Genomic DNA, 22,141 nt, shown 5'->3' with positions numbered 1-22,141 from the left:
AGAGTTACTTGCATTATTGAACTATGTTAGAGGGTGTCAAGCCGCCGGCCCGCTTCCCGCAGTGGGCCTGCATGCGGAATCCACGGAGGAATTCGCCGCGATGAAGATCAGAGCCGCCGTCCTGCGCCAGATGGGCGCGGAGCATCCCTACGCCAAGAGCGAGCCCCTCAAGATCGAGGAACTGGAGCTGGATCGGCCCGGCCCCGGCGAGGTGCTGGTGAAGATCGGCGCCGCCGGGCTGTGCCATTCGGACCTCTCGGTCATCAACGGCTCGCGCCCCCGGCCCATGCCCATGGCCATCGGCCACGAGGCCGCCGGCACGGTGGTGGAAGTGGGCGAGGGCGTCGAGGATCTGGTGCCCGGCGACCACGTGGTGATGGTGTTCATGCCGAGCTGCGGCCACTGCCTGCCGTGCGCGGAGGGCCGTCCGGCTTTGTGCGAGCCCGGCGCGGTGGCGAACGGCAAGGGGCGGCTGCTCACCGGCGCCATCCGCCTGCACCTGTGCGGGCACGACCATTCCGAGATCCATCACCATCTCGGCTGCTCCGCCTTCGCCGACCACGCGGTGGTCTCGCGCCGCTCGCTGGTGAAGATCGACCAGGACATTCCGCTGCCCATCGCCGCGCTGTTCGGCTGCGCGGTGCTCACCGGCGTCGGCGCGGTCATCAACACGGCGCGGGTGCAGCCGGGCGAGAGCGTCGCCGTGATCGGCCTCGGCGGCGTCGGCCTCGCCGCCGTGCTGGGCGCCATCGCCGCAGGGGCGACCAAGGTGGTGGCGGTGGACCTCTCGCCGGAGAAGCTCGAGCTTGCCAAGGCGCTCGGCGCCACCGCCACGGTGGACGCGCGCGCCCCCGACGCGGTGGAGCAGGTGCGCGCCCATGCGGGCGGCGCCGGGGCCGACTTCGCCTTCGAGTTCGCCGGCTCGGCGCGGGCGCTGGAGAACGCCTACAAGATGACCAAGCGCGGCGGCACCACGGTCACCGCCGGACTGCCGCCGCCCGAGGCGACGCTGCCGGTGAACATCGTCAGCCTGGTGGCGGAGGAGCGCACGGTGAAGGGCAGCTATATCGGCACCTGCGTGCCGGTACGCGACCTGCCGCGCTACGTGGACCTCTACAAGTCCGGCCGCCTGCCGGTGGACAAGCTGATGAGCGGCGCCATCCGGCTCGACGAGATCAACGAAGGCTTCGACCGGCTGCACGACGGCTCGGTGGTGCGCCTGGTGGTGGATTTCGCCGGCTGAGGCCGGCGCCGCGAACGGGAGACGACCTTCATGGACATGACCGGCGAGCAGCGCATTCCGGCCCCGCGGGAAGCCGTGTGGCGGGCGCTGAACGACCCCGAGGTGCTCAAGGCCTGCATTCCCGGCTGCCAGGAGCTGAACAAGCTCTCGGACACCGAGATGACCGCCACCGTGGTGCTGAAGGTGGGGCCGGTGAGCGCGCGCTTCTCCGGCGCGGTGACGCTGCTCGACCTCGACCCGCCCAAGAGCTACCGCATCTCGGGCGAGGGGCAGGGCGGCGTCGCCGGCTTCGCCAAGGGCGACGCCAGGGTGAGCCTGGAGGAGGACGGCGCCGAGACCATCCTGCGCTACGAGGTGGAGGCGCAGGTGGGCGGCAAGCTCGCCCAATTGGGCGCGCGCCTCATCGACGCCACCGCCAAGCAGATGTCCGGCGCCTTCTTCAAGCGCTTCGCGCAGGAGGTGCTGGCCCGGCAGGCCCAGGACGCTGCGCCGAATCAAGCTGCTCCGAATCAAGCCACACCGAATGAGGCCGCGCCCCAGGCGGCTCCTGCTGCCGCGGCTTCGGCTGCTGCCGCGATCCCGCCCGGGCCGGCGGCCGCGTCCGGCGCTCCGGCGCAGCCGCCGCGCGCCGCTCCCCCGGCCGCGCCCGCGTCCGGGCCGCTGCGGCCGCTGGCGATCGGCGTGCTCATGGGCGCCTTCGCCGTCGCCGGGTTCCTGTTCGGCGGCATGTCGCAGGCGGCGGGCGGGGGCTTTCCGGTCTCCGGCGAGTTCTTGCTCGCGGTGCTGCTGATCGTCGTCGCCGCCATCGGCTACCTGTTCGGCCGGCTCGACGGCCGGCGCGGCTGAGCGCGCCGGCTACCTGAACCAGGCGCCGGACCGCACAGCTGCGAGGATGGTCAGGCCGTAGGCGACCAGCGCCACGGCCAGCGCCGCGAACAGCGCCGGAAGCGAGCCGGTGAGCGCGAGCGCGAGCCAGCCCCCGCCCAGCGCCAGCGCGACGCGCAGGAAGCCGCTCGCCAGCGGCCAGAACAGCCGTCCCGCGCCCTGCGAGGCGAAATAGAGCGCCATGCCGAGGCCGAAGAAGCCGTAGGCCGGCCCGACGATCCGCAGATACTGGCTGCCGGCGGCGATCATGGCCGGGTCGTCGCTGAACAGCGACAGCCACGCCTGAGGCCACAGCGCCGCGGCGATGCCGATGGCCTCGGTGACGAGGAAGGCGAGGCCGCCGCCGAGGAGCGCGATGGACAGCGCCCGGTCGCCGCGCCCGGCGCCGATATTGGTGCCCACCAGCGCCACCAGCGGCGCGCCGATGCCGAAGATGAGCGGGATCAGCAGGTATTCGAGCCGCGCGCCGGTGCCGAACCCGGCCACCGCCTCGACCCCGGCCGCCGCGGCGACGAGGGCGGTGGCGCCGGCGATGGTGAGATTGGTCTGGATGGAAGCGATGGCGGAGACCGCGCCGACCTTCAGGATGCCCTTCATCAGCGCCCAGCGCAGGCGCACCCACTTGAAGCGTGCCGGATTGCGCCCGGAGGCGACGCGCCAGGCCATGGCGAGCGTGCCCACGGCGTAGAACAGCGTCAGCGCCACCCCGCCCCCGGCGACGCCGAGGCCGGGGATGGGGCCGAGCCCGAAGATCAGCACCGGCGAGGCCGGGACCAGGAACGTGACGCCGGCGCAGATGACGATGGCGGGAAAGAGCATGTCCCCCGTGCCGCGGATGACGCTGGCGAGCGCGTTCATCACCCACACGAAGACGATGCCCGCGAACACCGTGTTGGAATAGACGAGGGCCGCCTCCAGGGCGCCGCCGGTGCCGCCGAGCGCGGTGTAGATGGGGCGCCCGAACAGCAGGAAGACGAGCGAGAAGGCGGCGCCCAGGCCGGCGTTGATGACCACGGCGTGGAGCACCAGCGCGTCCGCCTCCTCGCGCCGTCCGGCGCCCAGCGCCCGGGCGACGGCGGAGGAGATGCCGCCGCCCATGGCGCCGGCGGAGATCATGGTCATGAGCATCACCGGCGGAAACACGAGCGCCATGCCGGCGAGCGCGTCGGTGCCGAGGTGCGAGATCCACCAGGTCTCGATCAGCCCGGTGGCCGCCTGCGCCACCATGATGAGCATGTTGGGCCATGCCATGGACAGCAGCAGCGGCAGCATGGGCGCCTCCACCAGGCGCCGGGTGCGGCCTTCGAGCGGCTGGGCGGCTGCCGCGCGCGTGGAGGCGGTCGCATCGGTCATGGCTGGGGCCTTTCGTGACGGCTCAGGCGGCTTCGAGGGCAAGGGCGATGCCCTGGCCGCCGCCGATGCACAAGGTGACCATGCCCCGGCGGATGCCGTCGCGCCGCATGCCGTGCAGCAGCCGCGTCACCAGCACCGCGCCGGTGGCGCCGATGGGATGGCCGTGCGCCACCGCGCCGCCCTCCACGTTGACGATCGCCTCCGGCAGGCCGAGCGTGCGCGCCACGGCCAGCGGCACGGCGGCGAACGCCTCGTTGATCTCGATCCGCTCGATATCGCCCAGCGTCCATCCGGCACGGGCCAGCGCCTTGCGCACGGCCGGCACCGGGCCGAGGCCGAACAGGCCCGGCTCCACCGCCGCGACGCCGTGGCCTGCCAGCCGGCCGAGCGGCGCGAGGCCGTTGGCATCGGCGAAGCCCCGGCTCGACACCACCATGGCCGCCGCGCCGCTGTTCAGGCCCGGCGCGTTGCCGGCGGTGATGGTGCCGTCTGGCCGGAAGGCGGGCTTCAGCCGGGCGAGCACATCCAGGGTGGTCTCCGGGCGCGGCGCCTCGTCGGCCTCGAAGCTTTCCACTCCCTTGCGGCCCTTCACCTCCATGGCGACGATCTCGTCCGCGAACCGGCCCGCCGCCTGGGCGGCGGCGAACCGCTCCTGCGAGCGCGCGGCGAAGGCGTCCTGATCGGCGCGGGTGATCTGCATCTGCGCCACGAGGTCCTCGGTGTGCCAGCCGGAATGGGCGCCGGAGAAGGCGTCGTTGAGGCCGTCGGTCAGCATGCTGTCGAGGATGGTGGCCGGACCCATGCGATAGCCCCAGCGCCCGCCGTCCATGAGGTACGGCGCGCGGTCCATGTTCTCCATGCCGCCGGCCACCGCGGCCGCGATGTCGCCGGCGCCGATCTCCTGGGCGGCGGTGAGGATCGCCTGCGCCCCGGAGCCGCACACGCGGTTGACGGTCATGGCCGGCACCGAGACCGGAAGGCCGCCGCCGATCGCCGCTTGGCGTGCCGGGTTCATGCGGTTGCCGGCCTGGATCACGTTGCCCATGATCACCGACCCGATGCCTTCGGCGGCGAGGCCGGCGCGGCGCAAGGTCTCGCGCACCACCACGGCGCCAAGCTCGGTGGCGGGGATGCCCTTCAGCGATCCGTTATAGGCGCCGATGGCGGTGCGTACCGGCTGCGTGATGAGGATGTCGGAGGCGGTCATCGGAAGGTCTCCTTGGTTGCGCGTGCGAGGGGCCTCAGGCGACGGGAAGGGCGCCGGCCTGCGGGCGGTCCGCGAACTGGGCGGCGACCTCGGGCAGGAGCGATCCCTGGTGCGCGCTGGCGGCGTCGAGGCGGGCGAGCTCTTCGCCGGAGAGCGCAAGCGCGAGCGCGGCGAGGTTGCTCTTCAGCTGGTCGAGCGTGCGCGGCCCGAGCAGAGGCACGCTGGGATGGCGCGCCGCCCACGCGATGGCCACCTGGTCCGGCGCCACGCCGCGGGCGCCGGCGATGTCGAGCACGGTGTCGACGACCGCGGAGCGCTGGGCCGTGTTCTCGGCCTGGAACACGCGTCCGCCGAGCGCTTCGGCGCGTCCGGTCTCGCCGCGCCGGTACTTGCCGGTGAGCACGCCGCCGCCGAGCGGCGACCAGGTGACGATGCCGAGCCCGAGCGCGCGGGCGGCGGGAAAGAGGTCGGCCTCGGGTGCGCGATGGACCAGGGAATGCTCGAACTGGGCGGCGGCGATGGGCGCCGCGCGGCCCATCTCGGCGAGCGTCGCCGCTCGGGCGAGGCGCCAGGCGGGAAAGTTGGACAGGCCGCCGAACAGGATCTTGCCGGCGCGGGCGAGGTCGTCGAGGCCGCGCACGATCTCCTCGGCCGGCGTCACGCCGTCCGGATGGTGGACCCAGAGCAGGTCCACGCGATCCGTCCTGAGGCGCCTGAGGCTCGCCTCGATCGAGGCGATCATCGCCTTGCGGCTGTTGCCGGTGACCAGCCGGTCCGCGCCCGCTGCGGCGCCGTTCGCGAACTTGGTGGCGAGCACGAACCGCTCCCGGCGGCCGTCGAGCAGGGTGCCGAGAATCTCCTCCGACTGGCCGAACTGGTAGACATCGGCCGTGTCGATGAAGTTTCCACCCGCCTCGTCGTAGGCATTGAGGATCGCGGCGCCGGTCGCGGCGTCGGCGCCGTAGCCCCAGCCGGTCCCGAAGGTCGCGGTGCCGAGGGCGAGCTTCGAGACCATCAGGCCGGTGCGTCCGAAGGGGATGTGGTCCATGTGTCTGCTTCCACTGGTCCGGGCGTGCGGCGGAGCGGCAGGCCGGCGGTGATGACGGGGGCGGCCCGCCCGGCCCCGAGGCCGCGCGGGCTTGCGAACTGAAGGCGGGCATATACCCGCAAAGCCGTTCGAAACGATGCGTCAGAGGGCTTCGAGGGCCTCTCGCAGCACTTCCAGCTTCTCCGGGCCGAGGCGTTCCTCCACTTTCTTCTGGCAGGCCTGCCAGAGCGGCGTCGCTGCTGCGAGCGTCGCCGTTCCGGCCTCGGTCAGGGAGACCACCGCCTCCCGCTGGTCCTTTCCGCGCGCCGATTTGACGAGCTTCATCCGCTCCAGCACCCGCACGTTGCGGCCGATGGTCGAGCGGTCGAGCCCGGCCGAGGCGCCAAGCTCGGTCAGGCTCATGTTCTTGGCCGCGATTCGGCGCAGCAGCCCGTATTGGGCGACGTTGATCCCGGACGGCGCCAGGCCCTCGTCGTAGAACGCCGAGATCTTCCGTGTCGCCATCCGCATGCGGGCGCAATAACAGGGCGATGTCATGGATGCGGGTATATGCCCGATAACCGCGCTTGTCCAGTCGGCGCGAGGATGTTTCGGCTGAACGCAGCGATCGCCGGCCTGCTCGCGCTCCGCCGGGTGGCCGCGTCCCGCACGCCACCCGGGCCGTCGCCTCAGCCGGGGCGGGTCGCCAGCAGCCGCAGCGCGTTGAGCGTCACCAGCACCGTCGCGCCGGTGTCGGCGAGGATGGCCGGCCAGAGGCCGGTGATGCCGGCGATGGTGGTCACCAGGAACACCGCCTTGAGGCCGAGGGCGATGGCGATGTTCTGGTGGATGTTGCCCATGGTGCGGCGGGAGAGGTCGATCATCGCCGCCACGTCCGTCACCCGGCCGTGCAGAACGGCGGCGCCCGCCGTCTCCAGCGCCACGTCGGTGCCGCCGCCCATGGCGATGCCGATGTCGGCGGCGGCGAGCGCCGGGGCATCGTTGATGCCGTCGCCCACGTTCGCCACCACGGCGCCTTCGCGCTTCAGCGCGCCGACGGCGTCGAGCTTGTCCTGCGGCAGCAGCTCGGCGCGCACCTCGATGCCGAGCGCCGCGCCGATGGCCTCGGCGGTGCGCCGGTTGTCGCCGGTGAGCATGAGGGTGCGGATGCCCTGCGCGGCGAGCGCGCGGATGCCGTCGGCGGCGTCGGGGCGCGGCTCGTCGCGCATGGCGATGACGCCGGCGACGGCGCCGTCCGCCACCACCACCGAGCAGGTCTTGCCCTCGCCGTTGAGGCCGGCGATGCGCGCCTCCAGCTCCGGGCCGAGCGGCGCCAGCGCGGCGGCGGCGCGGGGCGAGACCAGGAACACCTCCCGGCCGTCCACCAGGCCCGAGACGCCCTTGCCGCCCAAGGCCTTCGCCGCCTCCGCGGCGACCGGGGCGATGCCCTCGGCCTCGGCGCGGGAGAGGATGGCGTGGGCCAGCGGATGGCTCGATCCCGACTCCAGCGCGGCGGCGAGCGCCAGCACCTCCGCCTGCGGCCGCGCGGCGGCGAGGATGTCCGTCACCTGCGGCTTGCCCTCGGTGAGGGTGCCGGTCTTGTCGAAGCACACGGCGGTGACCTTGCGCGCCGTCTCCAGCACCGCGCCGCCCTTCATCAGCAGCCCGCGCCGGGCGCCGGCCGCGAGGCCCGAGGCGATGGCGGCGGGGGTGGAGATGACGAGCGCGCACGGGCAGCCGATCAGCAGGATGGCGAGGCCCTTGTAGATCCATTCGTCCCAGCTGCCGCCGAAGGCGAGCGGCGGCACCACGGCCACCAGCGCCGCCACCGCGACCACCGCCGGGGTGTAGTAGCGCGAGAAGCTGTCGATGAAGCGCTCGGTCGGCGCGCGCGCCTCCTGCGCCTCCTCCACCAGGCGGACCACGCGGGCGATGGTGTTGTCCTGCGCCGCCGCGGTGACGCGGATGCGCAGCGCCGCCTCGCCGTTCACCGTGCCGGCGAACACGGTGGCGCCGGGCGCCTTCGCCACCGGCGCGCTCTCGCCCGTGACCGGGCTCTCGTCGACCCCGCTCTCGCCGGACAGGACCACGCCGTCGGCGGCGATGCGCTCGCCGGGACGGACCAGGACGACTTCGCCCAGGACGAGGCTGTCCGCCGGGACTTCGACGGTGGTCGTCCCGCGCTCCAGCAAAGCGGTCTTGGGCACCAGCGCCGCCAGCGCGCGGATGCCGGCGCGGGCGCGGCCGGCGGCAACCCCTTCCAAAAGCTCGCCCACCAGGAACAGGAACACCACCGCCGCCGCTTCCTCCGCGGCACCGATGATCACCGCGCCCACCGCGGCGATGGTCATCAGCATTTCGATGGTGAATGGCATTCCATTACCCGCCGCGGCGATGGCGCGGCGGGCGATCGGCACGAGGCCCACCAGCATGGCGACGATGAAGATCCAGTCCTTCACAGCCGGCAGCAGGAACCCGGCGCCGAACGCCGCTGCCAGAGCCGCCCCGCTCGCCAGCGTCAGGCGCGCCTTGGCGGTGCTCCACCAGCGCCCGTCCACCGGCGCGGCATGCGCATCGCCGCCGGGCGGGTGGGCATCGCCAGCCGCCGCCGTGGCGGCGGCCGGAGGCGTCGCGCCATGGTCGTGGCCGTGATGATCGTGCCCGCAGCAGGCGCCGGCGCCGTGCTGGGCCTCCACCGGGGCGCCGGCGGCGGGGAGGGGGGCAAGCGTGTAGCCCATGGGCGCGAGGCGCCGCGTCAGCGCCGTGAGGTCGAGCCCCTCCGCGTGCCGCACCGAGACCGTGCCGGCCGCCACCGATACGCTGATCTCGGTGATGCCTTCCACCCGCTGGCCCGCGCCCTCGATCTTGGCGGCGCAGGACGCGCAGTCCATGCCCGTGACGCGGAACCGGCTGAGAACCTGCGGAGCGTTCATCCTGCGGCCTTTCTGCTCGCCCTTCCATTCATTCGGCCGGCACCCTAAATGCTCTAGCGACTAGAGGAGCAAGCCCCATGTCCAACCGCACGGCGCGAGCGGCGCACCCAGGCAGAGCGAAGGGGCCACCGGATGCGCTCCTGAGCATCGGCGCGGCGGCGCAGGCGAGCGGCGTGAAGGTGCCCACCATCCGCTTCTACGAGGAGGCCGGCCTCCTGCCGCCGCTGCCCCGCACCGAGGGGAACCGTCGCCTCTACGGGGCGGACGCGGTGAAGCGCCTGGTCTTCATCCGCCATGCGCGCGAGCTGGGCTTCGAGCTCGATGCCATCCGCACGCTGCTGCATCTCCAGGACCTGCCGGACCAGTCCTGCGCCGAGGCCGATGCGATCGCCGGGGCGCGGCTTGTGGAGGTGCGCCGGCGCATCTCGGCGCTCAAGGCGCTGGAGGCGGAGCTCAAGCAGATGGTCCATGCCTGCGCGCATGGACGCGTGGCCGACTGCCGGGTGATCGAGACGCTGGCCGACCATGGCCAGTGCCGCTTTCACGAAACCGGCGCAGCCGCAGGCGCAAGGACCAGCGGGCAGGGCAGGTCCGGGCGCCGGACGCGGGGCTGAGCGCGTTCCGAAGCCGGCGGCTGCGGGCGAAGAGGCGCTATTCCGGCAGGGTGCGGCCCAGCTTGCGCGCGGCGTCCTTCAGGTGGGGCACCAGGGTCAGCGCCTTGTCCAGGGTGAAGCGCGGCAGGGGGCCATGGCAGGCCACGGCCGCCACCACGCCGCCCTTGGCGTCCTTCACCGGAACGGCGATGGCGACGAGACCCTCCAGGAATTCCTGCTCGTCCATGCTGTAGCCGTCGGCGGCAATGCGCTCCAGCTCGGATTCCAGCGCCGCGACGCTGGTGAGCGTGTTGGGCGTATGCGCCTTGAGGTGCAGCGTCTCGATGATGCGCCGGCGCTGCGACGGGCGCATGGTGGCGAGGAAGAGCTTGCCGCTGGCGGTGCAGTGCATGGGCACCCGCGAGCCGACGTCCAGGTGCATGCGCAGCGGCCAGCTCGCCTCCACGCGATCGAGATAGATCGCCTCGCTGCCGGCGCGGGTGACGAAGTTGCAGGTCTCGCCCGCGACCTCGACCAAGGCTTCAAGGATGCTGCGGCGCTCCGAGCTCACGGTGTTGCGCAGCATGTCGAAGCCCATGCGCAGGAAGCGCGGGCCGATGGCGAAGCGGCGGCCATCGGGCTCGCGCACCAGATAGTTCTCCGCCTCCAGCTTCTGGCAGAGCCGGTGCACGGTCGGCTTCGGCAACGGCAGGCGCGCGCACAGATCGGGGACGCTCAAGGCGACCTCGGAGCGCGCCACCTCGCTCAGGAGATCGAGCGCCCGCAGCATCGCCGAGGCGTTGTCCCGCTCCTCGATCCGCGGCGCCGGCACTTCTGCCGCCTCCGCCTCGGGGAGGCCGGCCTGAAGCTCATCCGCTTTGCGCGCCGCTCGTCTCTGCGCCATGTCCGCCGCTGCCATCCGCCGTCTGCGATCCGCTTCCCGGCCACCCTTATCGGCTTGAGGAGGCAAGTCAAATGCAGCCGGGTCCGGTGCAGGTGCAGCATGAAGTCTTCTGCGGCGCACAACAAAAATCTCATTTAATGAGCTATTGTAGCTCAAAATATGATTTGACTCGTCTCATCCCTTCGTCGCATCGTCAGTCCCGCAGAGAGGAAACTGCCAATGCAAGGCGAGGAAACCTTCGACTTCGTCGTCATCGGCGCGGGGTCGTCCGGATGCGTCCTGGCCAACCGCCTGAGCGAGGACGGCAAAAGCCGCGTGGCTCTGGTGGAGGCCGGACCGAAAGACAGCAATCCCTGGATTCACGTGCCGATCGGCTACGGGAAGACCATGTGGAACGACCGCCTGAACTGGCGGTTCCACACCGAGCCGGAGCCCACCATGGGCGGCCGGCGCATCTACTGGCCGCGCGGGCGCGTGCTCGGCGGCTGCTCGTCCATCAACGGTCTCATCGTCATCCGCGGCCAGAAGGAAGACTATGACGGCTGGGCCCAGGGCGGCGCCGACGGCTGGTCCTTCGACGACGTGCTGCCCTATTTCGTGAAGCTCGAGGACAATGCCCACTTCGCCGGCGATCCGCTGCACGGCACCGGCGGGCCGGTGACGGTGAGCTCTATCCCGCGCAAGCACGAGTTGATCGAGGTCATCAAGCAAAGCGCCAGGAAGCTCGGCGTGCCCGAGACCGAAGACTTCAACGGCGCCGACCAGGAGGGCGTCGGCTATTATCAGCTGACCACCCGCAACGGCCTGCGCGTGAGCGCGGCCAAGGCCTATCTCGCCCCCGCCGCCGGCCGCTCCAACCTCAGCATCCTCACCGAGACGCAGGCGCGCCGCGTGCTGTTCGAGAATGGCCGCGCCGTCGGCGTCGAGGTGAGCGTGGGCGGTCAGGTCAAGGCGCTGAAGGCGCGTCGCGGGGTGGTCCTGTCGGCGGGCGCGGTGCAGTCGCCGCAGCTGCTGATGCTCTCGGGCATCGGGCCGGCGGAGCACCTGCGCGCCAACGGCATCGGCGTCTACGTGGACAGCCCCGGCGTCGGCGGCAACCTGCAGGATCACCTGCAGCTGCGCCTGCTCTATCGCTGCACCAGGCCCATCACCACCAACGACGCGCTGAATTCCATTGTCGGCCGTTTGCGCATGGGCCTCGAATACGCCCTGTTCCGGGGCGGCCCGCTCGCCATCGGCATCAACCAGGGCGGCCTCTTCACCAGGGTGCTGCCGGAATCGAAGACCCCCGACATCCAGTTCCACATCGGCACGCTCTCCGCCGACATGGCGGGCGGCAAGGTGCACGATTATTCCGGCTTCACGCTCTCGGTGTGCCAGCTGCGGCCGGAGAGCACCGGCGCGGTGCGCCTCGGCTCCGCCGATCCGCTCGACGCGCCGAAGATCACCGCCAACTATCTCGCCACCGAGACAGACCGCCGCTGCGCGGTGGAGGGCATGAAGTTCGCCCGCCGCCTCGCCGCCACGGCGCCCTTCGCCGACTACGTGGCGGAAGAGAAGCTGCCGGGACCGGGCGTCACCGACGACGACGGCCTGCTCGCCTTCGCCCGCGAATACGGCGCCACCATCTTCCACCCGGTCGGCACCTGCCGCATCGGGCGGGAGGATGACCGCGAGGCGGTGGTGGACCCGCGCCTGCGCGTGCGCGGCGTCGACGGCCTGTGGGTGGTGGACTGCTCCGTGATGCCGCGGCTCGTGTCCGGCAACACCAACATTCCCGCGATCATGATCGGAGAAAAAGCCGCCGACATGATCCGCGAGGACACGCTGAACAACAGCATCGGGCGAGACAACGCCCAGAATTCGATCAATGATGGGAGGACACAACAATGGCTGGGCAAGCGGGAGCTTCAAGTCGTGAACTGAGGCGGGTGGTCGGCGCCAGCGTCATCGGCGCGACCATCGAATGGTACGACTTTTTCCTTTACGGCATCGTCGCCGGCATCGTGTTCAACAAGCTGTACTTTCCGGCCGACGATCCGGTGATCTCGATCCTTCTGGCCTACACCACGTTCGCCATCGGCTTCGTGGCGCGTCCGGTGGGCGGGCTTATCTTCGGCCATTTCGGCGACAAGCTCGGCCGCAAGAGCATGCTCATCATCACGCTGATGATCATGGGCGTCGCGACCGTCGCCATCGGCCTGCTGCCGACCTACGCTCAGATCGGCATCGCCGCGCCGATCCTGCTGCTGATCCTGCGCATCGCCCAGGGCATCGGCATCGGCGGCGAGTGGGGCGGCGCGGTGCTCATGGCGTATGAATACGCGCCCGAGAACAAGCGCGGCTTCTTCGCCTCCATCCCGCAGATCGGCCTCGCGCTCGGCCTGTGCCTCGCCTCCGGCGTCACCGCCATCGTCTCCATGCTGCCGGAAGAGCAGTTCATGAGCTGGGGCTGGCGCGTCGGCTTCATCGGCTCGATCATTCTGGTCTTCGTCGGCATGTACATCCGCCTGAAGGTGCACGAGACGCCGGAGTTCGAGCAGGTGAAGGCCGCCAACAAGGCGCAGGCCATCCCGTTCGTGACGATGATCAAGGAGTATCCGCGCAACATCCTGCTCGGCATGGGCGTGCGCTACATCGACGGCGTGTTCTTCAACGTCTTCGCGGTGTTCTCCATCGTCTATCTCGCGAACTACGTGAAGGTTCCGCGCACCACGGCGCTGTGGCTGGTGACGCTCGCCGCCTTCGTGATGGTGTTCACCATCCCGATGTTCGGCAAGCTCTCCGACAAATGGGGCCGCCCGCGGACCTACGCCATCGGCTCGCTGCTGCTGGCCCTGGTCGCGTTCCCGGCCTTCTGGCTGTTCTCGACCGGCTCGCTGCCGTTGATCGCGCTCGGCATCGTGGTGCCGTTCGGGGTGCTCTACGCCATGTGCTACGGGCCTGAAGCGGCCCTGTTCTCGGACCTGTTCGACGCCCGGGTGCGCTACACCGGCATCTCGTTCGTCTACCAGTTCTCGGGAATCTTCGCGAGCGGCATCACCCCGATCATCGCCACCTACCTGCTCGCCCGCGGCGACGGGCAGCCCTGGCAGGTCGCCGGCTACGTGGTGTTCGCCGCTTTGGTGTCCATGCTTTCGGCCATGGCCATCAAGGCTCCGGCGCCACGCGCGTCGGACATCGCGCAGCGCTCATCGGCGGAAGCCGCGCGCCAGCCCGCACAGTAGCGCTTGTCCGGATCGGAGGCGGCGCGCGGCCGCCGCCTCCTTCTCCCCATTCGTTTCCGAGAGGATTGCTCCGTCATGAAGATGACCACCGAAGAGGCGTTCATCAAAGTCCTGCAGGCGCACGGCATCAACGAGGCTTTCGGCATCATCGGCTCCGCCATGATGCCGGTGTCCGACCTGTTCCCGAAGGCCGGCATCCGCTTCTGGGACTGCGCCCACGAGACCAATGCCGGCCTGATCTGCGACGGCTACACGCGCGCCACCGGGCGCATGGCCATGGCCATCGCCCAGAACGGCCCGGGCGTGACCGGCTTCGTCACCGCCATGAAGACCGCCTACTGGAACCACACCCCCATGCTGCTGGTGACGCCCCAGGCGGCCAACAAGACCATCGGCCAGGGCGGATTCCAGGAAGTCTCGCAGATGGCCATGTTCCAGGACATGGTCTGCTACCAGGAAGAGGTGCGCGACCCCTCCCGCGTGGCCGAGGTGCTCAACCGCGTGATCGAGAAGGCCTGGCGCGCCAGCGCGCCCGCCCAGATCAACGTGCCGCGCGATTTCTGGACCCAGGTGATCGACATCGAGCTGCCGCAGATCGTGCGCCTCGAGCGCCCCGCGGGCGGCCGCCAGGCCATCGCCGAGGCGGCCCGCCTGTTGTCCGAGGCCAAGTTCCCCGTGGTGCTGAACGGCGCCGGCGTGGTGATCGGCGACGCCATCGGCGAGGCCATGGCGCTCGCCGAGCGCCTCGAGGCCCCGGTCTGCTCCGGCTACCAGCACAACGACGCCGCCCCCGGCAACCATCCGCTCTCGGTCGGGCCGCTCGGCTACAATGGCTCGAAGGCCGCCATGGAGCTGATCGCCAAGGCTGACGTGGTGCTGGCGCTCGGCACCCGCCTCAATCCCTTCTCCACGCTGCCCGGCTACGGCATCGACTACTGGCCGCGCGGGGCCAAGATCATCCAGGTCGACATCAACCCGGACCGCATCGGCCTCACCAAGAAGATCACGGTCGGCATCTGCGGCGACGCCAAGGAAGTGGCGAGCCAGATCCTGGCGCAGCTCGCTCCCGGCGCCGGCAATGCCGGGCGCGAGGAGCGCCGCGCGCTGATCCACCAGACGCGCTCGCGCTGGCTCCAGCAGCTCGCCTCCATGGACCACGAGGACGACGACCCCGGCACCCGCTGGAACGAGGAGGCCCGCGCCCGCGACAGCCACCGCATGTCGCCGCGCCAGGCCTGGCGGGCGATCCAGTCGGCGTTGCCGAAGAACGTCATCATGTCCACGGACATCGGCAACAACTGCGCCATCGGCAACGCCTATCCGAGCTTCGAGGATGGTCGGAAGTATCTCGCGCCCGGCATGTTCGGGCCGTGCGGCTACGCCTTTCCGGCCATCATCGGCGCCAAGATTGGCTGCCCCGACGTGCCAGTGTTCGGCTTCGCCGGCGACGGCGCGTTCGGCATCTCCATCAACGAGATGACCTCCATCGGCCGCGAGGAGTGGCCGGCCGTGACCATGGTGGTGTTCCGCAACTTCCAGTGGGGCGCGGAGAAGCGCAACACGACGCTCTGGTACGACAACAACTTCGTCGGCACCGAGCTCGACCCGAAGCTTTCCTACGCCAAGATCGCCGAAGGCTGCGGCTTCAAGGGCGTGAGGGTCGAGACCGTGGAGAGCCTGAAGGAGGCCATCCACACCGCGGCCGAGGACCAGAAGAAGGGCGTCACCACCTTCATCGAGGTGGTGCTGAACCAGGAGCTGGGCGAGCCGTTCCGTCGCGACGCCATGAAGAAGCCGGTCCCGGTGGCCGGCATCGAGCGGTCCGACATGCGCCAGCAGCTCGCGCGCTGACCCCAGTTCGGGCGGGGCGCGCGTCCCGCCCGATCCTTCGTGTCTACCGGGAGGTCCGCCATGCTTGCCCTCGACCGGATCATCGCCGCCGCCCGCGCCGCCCCCCGCGCCATCGTCCTGCCGGAGGGCGCGGACCCGCGCATCGCCGCCGCGGCGCGGCGCGCGGTGCGCGAGGGCATTGCCCGGCCCGTCCTCCTCGGCCCCATGGCCGAGGTGATGGCGGCCCTCGGCGGGGATGCGCGGGGCATCGCCGTCGAGGATCCCGCGACCTCGCCGCATCTCCAGGCCTATGCCGAGGAACTGTACCTGCTGCGCCACGACAAGGGCATGGACCTCGCTGCCGCGCACCGGCGCATCCGCGAGCCGCTGGCCTTCGCCGCCATGATGGTGCGCATGGGCGATGCCGACGGCACGGTGGGAGGCGCCGTCGCCACCACGGCCGAGACCGTGCGCGCGGCGCTCCAGATCATCGGCCTCGCGCCCGAGGCGAGGCTCGTCTCCAGCTTCTTCCTGATGCTCCTGTGCGAGGATCACCACGTCCAGAAGGGCGCCTATGTGTTCGCCGACTGCGGGCTGGTGATCGATCCCGACGCGGAGGAGCTCGCCGACATCGCCCGCGCCTCGGCGGATTCCTTCACCGCGTTGACCGGCGAGCGGGCGAAGGTCGCCATGCTCTCCTTCTCCACCGCCGGCAGCGCGCGCCATGCGCGGGTCGACAAGGTGGTGGAGGCGGCCCGGATCGCCCGCGCGGCGCGCCCGGATCTCGTCATCGAGGGCGAGCTGCAGTTCGACGCCGCCTTCGTCGCCGCCGTGGGCGCGGCCAAGGCGCCGGGCTCGGCGATCCGGGGCGACGCCAACGTGTTCGTCTTCCCGAACCTCGACGCGGCCAATATCGGCTACAAGATCGCCCAGCGCATCGGCGGCGCGCGGGCCATCGGCCCGGTGCTCCAGGGGCTCGCCAAGCCCGCCAACGATCTCTCGCGCGGCTGCTCGGAGGAGGATGCGTTCCACATGATCGCGCTCACCTGCGCGCAGGCCTCCGCGCGCTTCGCCGCCGGCGCGGAAGGGTGCCCCGCGTCGCTGCCCGGCGCGGCGGGCGCCGCCTGGCCGGCGACGTCGGCTGCACCGCTGCCTCCGGCGCCGTTCAGCGAGCCGGACGCCCGTCGACCCCCGGCCTGACCATCCGTGGCGCGGGCCGATCACGTTTGCGCGAAGCGGGGGCGTGGCCGATGGGGAAGGAGGGGCACGGCCCCAGGCGGCTCAGTTTCCGAGCCCGAGCAAGGGCTGGGCGTCCGCATAGGCCTCGCGCCAATAAGCGAGGCTCTGGTCGTCGAGGCGCGGCAGCGGCGCCGGCTTCATCATCGGCCCGGTGCTCGCCGCCGAGGCCAGCAGCGCGGTCAGGAGGATGAGCGGCAGAACCAGCTTCCTCAAGGTGTCATCGGGATACATCGCGCGTCACGTTTCTTGCCAGCCCGCCAGTCGGGGCCCCGGCACGGAGCCCGCTTCGCGCCGGTGCGGGCCGCTCCGAAGGGCAGGCGCGTCCCGGCGCTTCCGTTGAGGCACGATTTTTATCCCAGTTCCAATCGGCCGCCAAAGCGACCAGAGGACGCTGCTGCAGCGATTAGGGTATTATAATACTAGGACATCCACAATATACGTCCCGCGCCGATGCTGGATCGGGGCTCCGGCTCAACCGGCCGGCAGCCCGCCCGCCGCTGCATCCCGCTCCATCACCCGCTTCATGGCGGCGATCAAAGCCAGCATGCGCGGCTGGCCCTCCTGCGCCTTGCGGTAGACGAGGCAGACGGGCGGCACCTCGGGCCGCGGCACCACCGGGATCTCCTGAAGCCGCGCGGCCATGCCCATGCCGTCATAGAGCGAGCGCAGCATCGCGCCGACGCCGTGCCCGTCGGCCACCAGCATCATGTTGGTGGCCGGATGCACCGACATGACCTTGGGCACCGGCGGCACCAGCCCCTCGGCGAGGAAGCGGGTCTCGATGGCGCCGCCGATCAGGCTCGGCGGCCGCGGCAGCACCCAGTCGCAGCCGGCGAGCTCCTCCCAACGGTGCGGCACCATCTGGCCGCGCCCGGCCACCACCAGCAGGTCGTCGCGGAACAGGCGCAGGTGGGAGAACGGCGCCGGCGGCCGGTTGGGCAGCGGATACATGGAGACCACCACGTCGAGATCGCCGCGGTCGAGCGCGTCGAGCAGCCCCGGCACCGCGCCCTCGGTGATGCTCGCGGGGCGGTCGCCCAGCGCCTTCAGCCAGCGCGGCAGCAGCACCAGCGCCACCACCGAGGTGGCGCCGACGCGCAGCGGAGGGTCGAGCGCGGCACGGGCGGTGGTCCGCGCATTGGTCAGCTCCGCCAGCATCACCTGCGCGGCCGAGATCAGGCGCGTGCCGGCCGCCGTGGCCAAGAGGCCGCCGCTGCCGCGCTCATAGAGCGCCACCCCGAAGCCGTCCTCGATCTCGCGCAGGGTCTTGCTGAGCGCCGGCTGGCTCACGCCCAGCTCCTGCGCCGCCCGGCGCAGGCTGCCGGCGCGCGCCAAGGTCACCAGGAATTCGAGGTCGCGAAACCGGAGGCGGCCGAAGCGGTGATCAAGAATCATGATCGGATGATATCAACTTATAACTTTTCGGACTATCCCGCCTTCCCTTAGCCTCCCCTTCGGGTGGAAACGAAAAACAACCCGAAGGGCAGCGATATTTCCATGAAGACAGGCCCCCTGAAGGGCCTGCGCGTGCTCGACCTGTCGACCGTGTTCGCCGGCCCGCTCTGCGCGGCGCTGCTGGGCGACTACGGCGCCGACATCCTGAAGGTCGAGATGCCAGGCTCCGGCGATCCCCTGCGCGCCTTGCCGCCCCACAAGGACGGCATCTCGCTCTGGTCGAAGGTCACCAACCGCAACAAGCGCACCATCAGCCTCGACCTGCGGCAGGCGCGGGCGAAGGAGATTCTCGCGCCCATCATCGCCGCCCAGGACGTGGTGATCGAGAACTTCCGGCCTGGCACGCTGGACCGCTGGGGGCTGACCGGGGCGTGGATGCACGCGCTCAACCCGCGCCTGACGATCCTGCGCATCTCGGGCTTCGGGCAGGACGGTCCCTACCGGGACCGGCCGGGATTTGCCCGGGCGTTCGAGGCCCTGTGCGGCTTCACCCACCTGTGCGGAGAGGCGGACGGGCCGCCGCTGCATCTCGGCTTTCCGGTCTCCGACGCCGTGGGCGGCCTGTTCGGCGCGCTCGGCGTGCTGGCGGCGCTGTTCGAGCTCGCCCAGTCGCCCGACCGGCCGGGACAGGAGATCGACTGCTCCATGTCCGAGGCGATGCTGCGGGCGATGGACTTCGTGATCATCCAGCAGGATCAGCTGGGCCAGTCCCCGCGCCGCTCCGGCAACATCAACACCTATGCCGCCCCGAGCAGCATCTTCGAGACCGCCGACGGCCAGTGGGTGTCGGTGCCGGCCTCCTCGCAGAACCTGTTCGAGCGCCTGTGCGAGGCCATCGGCCGGCCCGAGCTGAAGAGCGACCCGCGCTTCGCCACCAACCCGGACCGGGTGCGCCATCGCGGCGAGATCAACGGCATCGTCGCCGACACGCTGCGGGCGCTGCCCTTCGCCGAGCTGGAGCGCCGGCTCGACGCCCACGGCATCGCTTTTGCGCCGGTGAACGACGCCAAGGCGGTGATGGAGAATCCCCAGTTCGTCGCCCGTGGCGCCATCGTCACGGTGCCGGACCGCGAATTGGGCCAGGTGCGCATGCAGGGCGTGGTGCCGCGATTTTCGCGCACGCCCGGCGGCGTCCAGCACGCGGGCGAGGCGCCCGGCTTCCACACGGAGGAGGTGCTGCGCGAACTCGGCTTCGGCCGGGACGACATACAAGAACTAAAGAATAGGGGGGTGATCTGATGCACCGCTTTCTCTTGACCCTCGCCTTCGCGGCGATGCTTCCGTTCCAGCAGGCATGGGCCGACGCCAAGCCCCTGCGCATCCTGGTGGGCTTCCCGCCCGGCCAGGCCACCGACATGGTGGCGCGTATCCTCGCCGAGAAGCTCCAGGCAAAGCTCGACCGGCCGGTGGTGGTGGAAAACAAGCCGGGGCAGGGCGGCAGCCTCGCTTTGTCCCAGCTCTCCCGCGCCGAGCCGGACGGCTCGCAGATGGTCTTGGGCGCGCTCGCTTCCTATGTCGCCAATCCGCACATCTACAAGTCGGTGAGCTACGACACGCTGACCGATTTCACGCCCGTCGCGCTGGTGGCCGATCTGCCCATGGTGCTGATCGTCAATCCCCAGGTGCCGGCCAAGACGCTGGCGGAGCTGGTCGCCTACGCCAAGGCCAATCCCGGCAAGCTGTCCCATTCCTCGTCCGGCATCGGCACGCTGTCCCACCTCGGCATGGAGCACCTGAAGCGCGCGGCCGGGGTCGACATTCTTCATGTGCCGTATCCGGGCAGCGGTCCGGCGATGCTGGACCTTGCGGGCGGGCGCATCGATGTCGCCATGGATACCCTGGCGGTGGCCATGCCGCAGGTGGAAGCCGGCAAGGCACGGCTGATCGCAGTGTGCACCGAGAAGCGGCTGGCGTTCCTGCCGGACGTGCCGACCATCGCCGAGCTGGGCTATCCCGGCTTCCACGCCTCGGCGTGGCTCGGCACCGTGTTCCCCAAGGGCACGCCCCAGGCGGCCGTGACGCAGATGAGCGATGCGCTGATGGAGATTCTCAAGGACCCGGACGTGCGCAAGCGCTTCAATTCCATCGGCGCGGTGCCGTGGCCCCTGCCGTCGGCGGAGTTCGCGGCGTTCCTCGCGAAGGAATATGCGCGCTGGGGCGAGCTCATCCGCGTCTCCGGCATCCCGCGCCAATGACGGGTGAGGCGGCCCGGCGAGAGCATCGCCGGGCCGCCTCACGCGGCGTCGAAGGCGCTACGGCTGAAACAGCTCGGGCGCGACTTCGGACAGCGCGCCGCGCGTCGCCGCCATCGCCCTCAGGGCGACCTCGGCCGGATCGCTCGCCCGGCAATGGGCGTTGAAGACCTCGACCGAATAGCAGCCCGCATATCCCGTGGCCCTAACGCGCCGCACGAACTCCGCCATCGGCGAGAGGCCCTCGCCCGGAAACAGGCGGTAGTGCCGCGCGATGTCGATGAAGGGCAGGGCGCTGCGCGCAAAGTCCGACAGCTCCACCAGGAAGATCTTGCTCCCGTCGATGTCCGACAGCGCGGCGAGGGGCGTATCGAGGATGAAGCTGTGAAATGAGTCCAGCAGCAGCCCGACCTGGGGATGGTCGGCCGCCCGCACCACCGCCCACCCGTCTTCGAAGCTGCGCACATGCCGGCCCCAGGCGATGGGCTCGTAGGCGATCCTGACGCCGCGCGCGGCGGCAAGGTCGCCGAGCCGGGCGAGGTCGTCCACCATCCGCGCGCGGTCGGCGCTCGCATCCTCGGACGTGTTGGAGGCGACGACCAGAAGCTCCGCCCCGAGCAGCGCCATCTGGTCCATCATCTGCGCGGCAATGCCGCTCTTGTGCGCGCGCTCCTGCGGCGGCGCGCCTTCATAATTGCGCAACGCCTGATAGGCGCTGACCCCAAGCCCGCATGCACGCAGCTGCGTCACGGCGGCATCCGGACCGTCGGGGTGCTCGAACAGGTCCTTGGGCCAGAACTCGGTGGCGCCAAAGCCCGCCGCCGCCATGGCGCGCAGCTTGCCGTCGAGCGCGCCGCCGAAGGTGGAGGTGGTCATGCCGAGCCGCGGCAGGCGGGGCGGGCGGCTGTCGCGGTGGCTCACGGCAGGATCCCCGCGCTTCGGTATCGGGCGAACAGGCGCGCGAACATCTCTCCGGTGTCGACCACCTCGTGGAAACCGTGGCGGTGCGCCTTGACGAGGGAGGGAACAACGTCCCAGGCGAGGCCGAACACGTTGTTCTGCGCGAAATGCCAGTCCGCCAGCTGGTCCAGCGGCAGGGGCTTGAGGCCGCGGCGCGCGGCGAGCCGCTCCCAGACCGGCCCCTTGTCCGCCATGTAGGCGGGCAGGTCGGTGATCCGCACCGGCCCCGGCCGCAGGCCGAAGGTCTCGGCGATCAGGGGCCACACGTCGCGCCAGCGGAAGACGTCGCCGTTGCCGATGTTGAAGGCATTGTTCGCGCAGCTCTCCTCGGACGCGGCCCACAGCATGGCGGAGGTGACGAGGTCGATGTCGGCGCATCCCGTCACGGCATCGAACGCGTCCTGGGAGCCGGGAAACCAGAGGTCGTCCCCCATCTCCTTCAGCAGGCTGGCGAAGGTTCCGAGCATGAGGACGAGGTTGCTCGGACTGCCGGTGGCGAAGGCGCACAGGAAATGCGGGCGGATGGTCGACCAGGTCCAGCCGGAGCGCGCGCAGCGGCGGATCAGGTCCTCCTGCTGGCGCAAGTAGAAGCTCGAATCCGCGTGCGCCGGGTCGTCCTCCCGCGCGGGAATGCGCACGGGACCGACATGGGTTCCGTACCATTTCAGTCCATGCATCAGCTGCACATGCCGCAGATGCGGGGCGCCGTCCGCCAGCGCGTCCAGGAGGTTGGCGAGCATCTCGCCGTTGACGTCGACGTCGATGCCGTAGCCCTTGGAGAGCTCGCGGGCGCAGAAGAAGACATGGGTGATGTCGGCCAAGGCGCTGGCGTGCGCGAGGCAGTGGTCGTGCGCCTTCAGGTCAAGCGACACGTGCGCCGAGCCGGCCACCGCGGGCGGCCGGCGGGACAGGGTGGTCAGCTGCCACCCCGGCGTTTCGGCGACCCGCCGGCAGAGGTTCTCGCCGAGCAGGCCGGAGGCGCCGACCACCAGGGCGCGCCGCGGCGCCTCCGGCCGGATCGCCGTGGCCGAGGCAGCGGTGGCGTCCCGCTTCCGATGCGGGGCGGCGAGGGTCGAGACGACGTCCGCCATGG

At 70.8% G+C, this 22,141-nt stretch carries 19 protein-coding genes; 9 read left to right on the top strand and 10 right to left on the bottom strand.

Annotation, left to right across the window (positions count from 1 at the left end; all coding sequences use genetic code 11):
• Positions 1–100: 100 nt before the first annotated feature.
• A complete protein-coding gene (locus V5F67_RS19295; RefSeq protein ID WP_394021827.1) occupies positions 101–1,243 on the top strand; it encodes a zinc-dependent alcohol dehydrogenase family protein in 1,143 nt (380 codons plus the stop codon).
• Positions 1,244–1,273: 30 nt separating this feature from the next.
• Positions 1,274–2,089, top strand: a complete 816-nt coding sequence (locus V5F67_RS19290; protein WP_394021828.1) for an SRPBCC family protein — start codon at positions 1,274–1,276, stop codon at positions 2,087–2,089.
• A gap of 9 nt (positions 2,090–2,098) precedes the next feature.
• Here the strand turns inward: V5F67_RS19290 and V5F67_RS19285 are convergent, their stop codons facing one another.
• From V5F67_RS19285 to V5F67_RS19265, 5 genes are all read right to left on the bottom strand, one after another.
• Positions 2,099–3,481, bottom strand: coding sequence for an MATE family efflux transporter (locus V5F67_RS19285; protein WP_394021829.1), 1,383 nt, complete (start codon positions 3,479–3,481; stop codon positions 2,099–2,101).
• Positions 3,482–3,503: 22 nt separating this feature from the next.
• Positions 3,504–4,688 (bottom strand): thiolase family protein, encoded by a 1,185-nt coding sequence (locus V5F67_RS19280; protein ID WP_394021830.1) that lies wholly within the window; start codon positions 4,686–4,688, stop codon positions 3,504–3,506.
• Positions 4,689–4,722: 34 nt separating this feature from the next.
• Positions 4,723–5,736: an aldo/keto reductase gene (locus V5F67_RS19275; protein ID WP_394021831.1), complete on the bottom strand. Its 1,014-nt coding sequence runs from the start codon at positions 5,734–5,736 to the stop codon at positions 4,723–4,725.
• A 141-nt stretch (positions 5,737–5,877) separates the two neighbouring features.
• Positions 5,878–6,246: a MarR family winged helix-turn-helix transcriptional regulator gene (locus V5F67_RS19270; RefSeq protein ID WP_394021832.1), complete on the bottom strand. Its 369-nt coding sequence runs from the start codon at positions 6,244–6,246 to the stop codon at positions 5,878–5,880.
• 158 nt (positions 6,247–6,404) lie between these two features.
• Positions 6,405–8,648, bottom strand: coding sequence for a heavy metal translocating P-type ATPase (locus V5F67_RS19265; protein WP_394021833.1), 2,244 nt, complete (start codon positions 8,646–8,648; stop codon positions 6,405–6,407).
• A gap of 77 nt (positions 8,649–8,725) precedes the next feature.
• Here V5F67_RS19265 and V5F67_RS19260 point away from each other — a divergent pair, with 77 nt between their 5' ends.
• Positions 8,726–9,262 (top strand): MerR family transcriptional regulator, encoded by a 537-nt coding sequence (locus tag V5F67_RS19260; protein ID WP_394021834.1) that lies wholly within the window; start codon positions 8,726–8,728, stop codon positions 9,260–9,262.
• Positions 9,263–9,299: 37 nt separating this feature from the next.
• Here the strand turns inward: V5F67_RS19260 and V5F67_RS19255 are convergent, their stop codons facing one another.
• Entirely contained in the window at positions 9,300–10,145 is an 846-nt protein-coding gene (locus tag V5F67_RS19255; protein WP_394021835.1) for an IclR family transcriptional regulator, read from the bottom strand.
• A gap of 219 nt (positions 10,146–10,364) precedes the next feature.
• On the opposite strand from V5F67_RS19255, the gene V5F67_RS19250 reads away from it, so the two are divergent.
• The 4 genes from V5F67_RS19250 (at position 10,365) to pta (ending at position 16,402) form a co-directional block, all read left to right on the top strand.
• Entirely contained in the window at positions 10,365–12,071 is a 1,707-nt protein-coding gene (locus V5F67_RS19250; RefSeq protein WP_394021836.1) for a GMC family oxidoreductase, read from the top strand.
• The gene (locus tag V5F67_RS19245; protein ID WP_394021837.1) at positions 12,035–13,372 is read left to right on the top strand and encodes an MFS transporter; all 1,338 of its coding nucleotides are present in this window, start codon (positions 12,035–12,037) and stop codon (positions 13,370–13,372) included. Before V5F67_RS19250 ends, V5F67_RS19245 begins: the two co-directional genes overlap by 37 nt.
• Positions 13,373–13,447: 75 nt before the next feature.
• Positions 13,448–15,223 carry a sulfoacetaldehyde acetyltransferase gene (gene xsc, locus V5F67_RS19240; protein ID WP_394021838.1) on the top strand — a complete coding sequence of 592 codons (1,776 nt, stop codon included), beginning with the start codon at positions 13,448–13,450 and terminating at the stop codon, positions 15,221–15,223.
• Between the two features lie 60 nt (positions 15,224–15,283).
• A complete protein-coding gene (gene pta / locus V5F67_RS19235; RefSeq protein WP_394021839.1) occupies positions 15,284–16,402 on the top strand; it encodes a phosphate acetyltransferase in 1,119 nt (372 codons plus the stop codon).
• A gap of 81 nt (positions 16,403–16,483) precedes the next feature.
• Here pta and V5F67_RS19230 read toward each other — a convergent pair whose 3' ends face one another.
• Entirely contained in the window at positions 16,484–16,672 is a 189-nt protein-coding gene (locus V5F67_RS19230) for a hypothetical protein (protein ID WP_394021840.1), read from the bottom strand.
• A 240-nt stretch (positions 16,673–16,912) separates the two neighbouring features.
• A complete protein-coding gene (locus V5F67_RS19225; RefSeq protein ID WP_394021841.1) occupies positions 16,913–17,836 on the bottom strand; it encodes a LysR family transcriptional regulator in 924 nt (307 codons plus the stop codon).
• A gap of 102 nt (positions 17,837–17,938) precedes the next feature.
• Between V5F67_RS19225 and V5F67_RS19220 the strand changes: the two genes are divergently transcribed.
• Positions 17,939–19,135 carry a CaiB/BaiF CoA transferase family protein gene (locus V5F67_RS19220; protein ID WP_394021842.1) on the top strand — a complete coding sequence of 399 codons (1,197 nt, stop codon included), beginning with the start codon at positions 17,939–17,941 and terminating at the stop codon, positions 19,133–19,135.
• Positions 19,135–20,091 (top strand): Bug family tripartite tricarboxylate transporter substrate binding protein, encoded by a 957-nt coding sequence (locus V5F67_RS19215; protein ID WP_394021843.1) that lies wholly within the window; start codon positions 19,135–19,137, stop codon positions 20,089–20,091. The genes V5F67_RS19220 and V5F67_RS19215 overlap by 1 nt, the downstream gene beginning before the upstream one ends.
• 57 nt (positions 20,092–20,148) lie before the next feature.
• Here the strand turns inward: V5F67_RS19215 and V5F67_RS19210 are convergent, their stop codons facing one another.
• Together V5F67_RS19210 and V5F67_RS19205 are read right to left on the bottom strand one after the other, a co-directional pair.
• On the bottom strand, positions 20,149–21,009 hold the full coding sequence (locus V5F67_RS19210) for a sugar phosphate isomerase/epimerase family protein (protein ID WP_394021844.1): 861 nt from the start codon (positions 21,007–21,009) through the stop codon (positions 20,149–20,151).
• A complete protein-coding gene (locus V5F67_RS19205) occupies positions 21,006–22,139 on the bottom strand; it encodes an SDR family oxidoreductase (RefSeq protein ID WP_394021845.1) in 1,134 nt (377 codons plus the stop codon). Before V5F67_RS19205 ends, V5F67_RS19210 begins: the two co-directional genes overlap by 4 nt.
• Between the last annotated feature and the right edge of the window lie 2 nt (positions 22,140–22,141).

Origin of the sequence: Xanthobacter pseudotagetidis (assembly GCF_043194795.2) — a bacterium.
Classification (GTDB): domain Bacteria; phylum Pseudomonadota; class Alphaproteobacteria; order Rhizobiales; family Xanthobacteraceae; genus Xanthobacter; species Xanthobacter tagetidis_A.
The sequence above is the reverse complement of the archived record's forward strand: the minus strand, read 5'-3'. Positions and strand labels throughout refer to the sequence as shown.

Excerpts from the sequence above, each read along its gene's own strand:
- V5F67_RS19250 (WP_394021836.1), top strand. The coding sequence starts at position 10,365 with ATGCAAGGCGAGGAAACCTTCGACTTCGTCGTCATCGGCGCGGGGTCG.
- V5F67_RS19260 (WP_394021834.1), top strand. The coding sequence starts at position 8,726 with ATGTCCAACCGCACGGCGCGAGCGGCGCACCCAGGCAGAGCGAAGGGG.
- V5F67_RS19265 (WP_394021833.1), bottom strand. The coding sequence starts at position 8,648 with ATGAACGCTCCGCAGGTTCTCAGCCGGTTCCGCGTCACGGGCATGGAC.
- V5F67_RS19285 (WP_394021829.1), bottom strand. The coding sequence starts at position 3,481 with ATGACCGATGCGACCGCCTCCACGCGCGCGGCAGCCGCCCAGCCGCTC.
- V5F67_RS19275 (WP_394021831.1), bottom strand. The coding sequence starts at position 5,736 with ATGGACCACATCCCCTTCGGACGCACCGGCCTGATGGTCTCGAAGCTC.
- V5F67_RS19220 (WP_394021842.1), top strand. The coding sequence starts at position 17,939 with ATGAAGACAGGCCCCCTGAAGGGCCTGCGCGTGCTCGACCTGTCGACC.
- V5F67_RS19225 (WP_394021841.1), bottom strand. The coding sequence starts at position 17,836 with ATGATTCTTGATCACCGCTTCGGCCGCCTCCGGTTTCGCGACCTCGAA.
- V5F67_RS19215 (WP_394021843.1), top strand. The coding sequence starts at position 19,135 with ATGCACCGCTTTCTCTTGACCCTCGCCTTCGCGGCGATGCTTCCGTTC.
- V5F67_RS19270 (WP_394021832.1), bottom strand. The coding sequence starts at position 6,246 with ATGCGGATGGCGACACGGAAGATCTCGGCGTTCTACGACGAGGGCCTG.
- V5F67_RS19255 (WP_394021835.1), bottom strand. The coding sequence starts at position 10,145 with ATGGCGCAGAGACGAGCGGCGCGCAAAGCGGATGAGCTTCAGGCCGGC.
- V5F67_RS19205 (WP_394021845.1), bottom strand. The coding sequence starts at position 22,139 with ATGGCGGACGTCGTCTCGACCCTCGCCGCCCCGCATCGGAAGCGGGAC.
- V5F67_RS19290 (WP_394021828.1), top strand. The coding sequence starts at position 1,274 with ATGGACATGACCGGCGAGCAGCGCATTCCGGCCCCGCGGGAAGCCGTG.
- V5F67_RS19295 (WP_394021827.1), top strand. The coding sequence starts at position 101 with ATGAAGATCAGAGCCGCCGTCCTGCGCCAGATGGGCGCGGAGCATCCC.
- V5F67_RS19245 (WP_394021837.1), top strand. The coding sequence starts at position 12,035 with ATGGCTGGGCAAGCGGGAGCTTCAAGTCGTGAACTGAGGCGGGTGGTC.
- V5F67_RS19280 (WP_394021830.1), bottom strand. The coding sequence starts at position 4,688 with ATGACCGCCTCCGACATCCTCATCACGCAGCCGGTACGCACCGCCATC.
- pta (WP_394021839.1), top strand. The coding sequence starts at position 15,284 with ATGCTTGCCCTCGACCGGATCATCGCCGCCGCCCGCGCCGCCCCCCGC.
- V5F67_RS19230 (WP_394021840.1), bottom strand. The coding sequence starts at position 16,672 with ATGTATCCCGATGACACCTTGAGGAAGCTGGTTCTGCCGCTCATCCTC.
- xsc (WP_394021838.1), top strand. The coding sequence starts at position 13,448 with ATGAAGATGACCACCGAAGAGGCGTTCATCAAAGTCCTGCAGGCGCAC.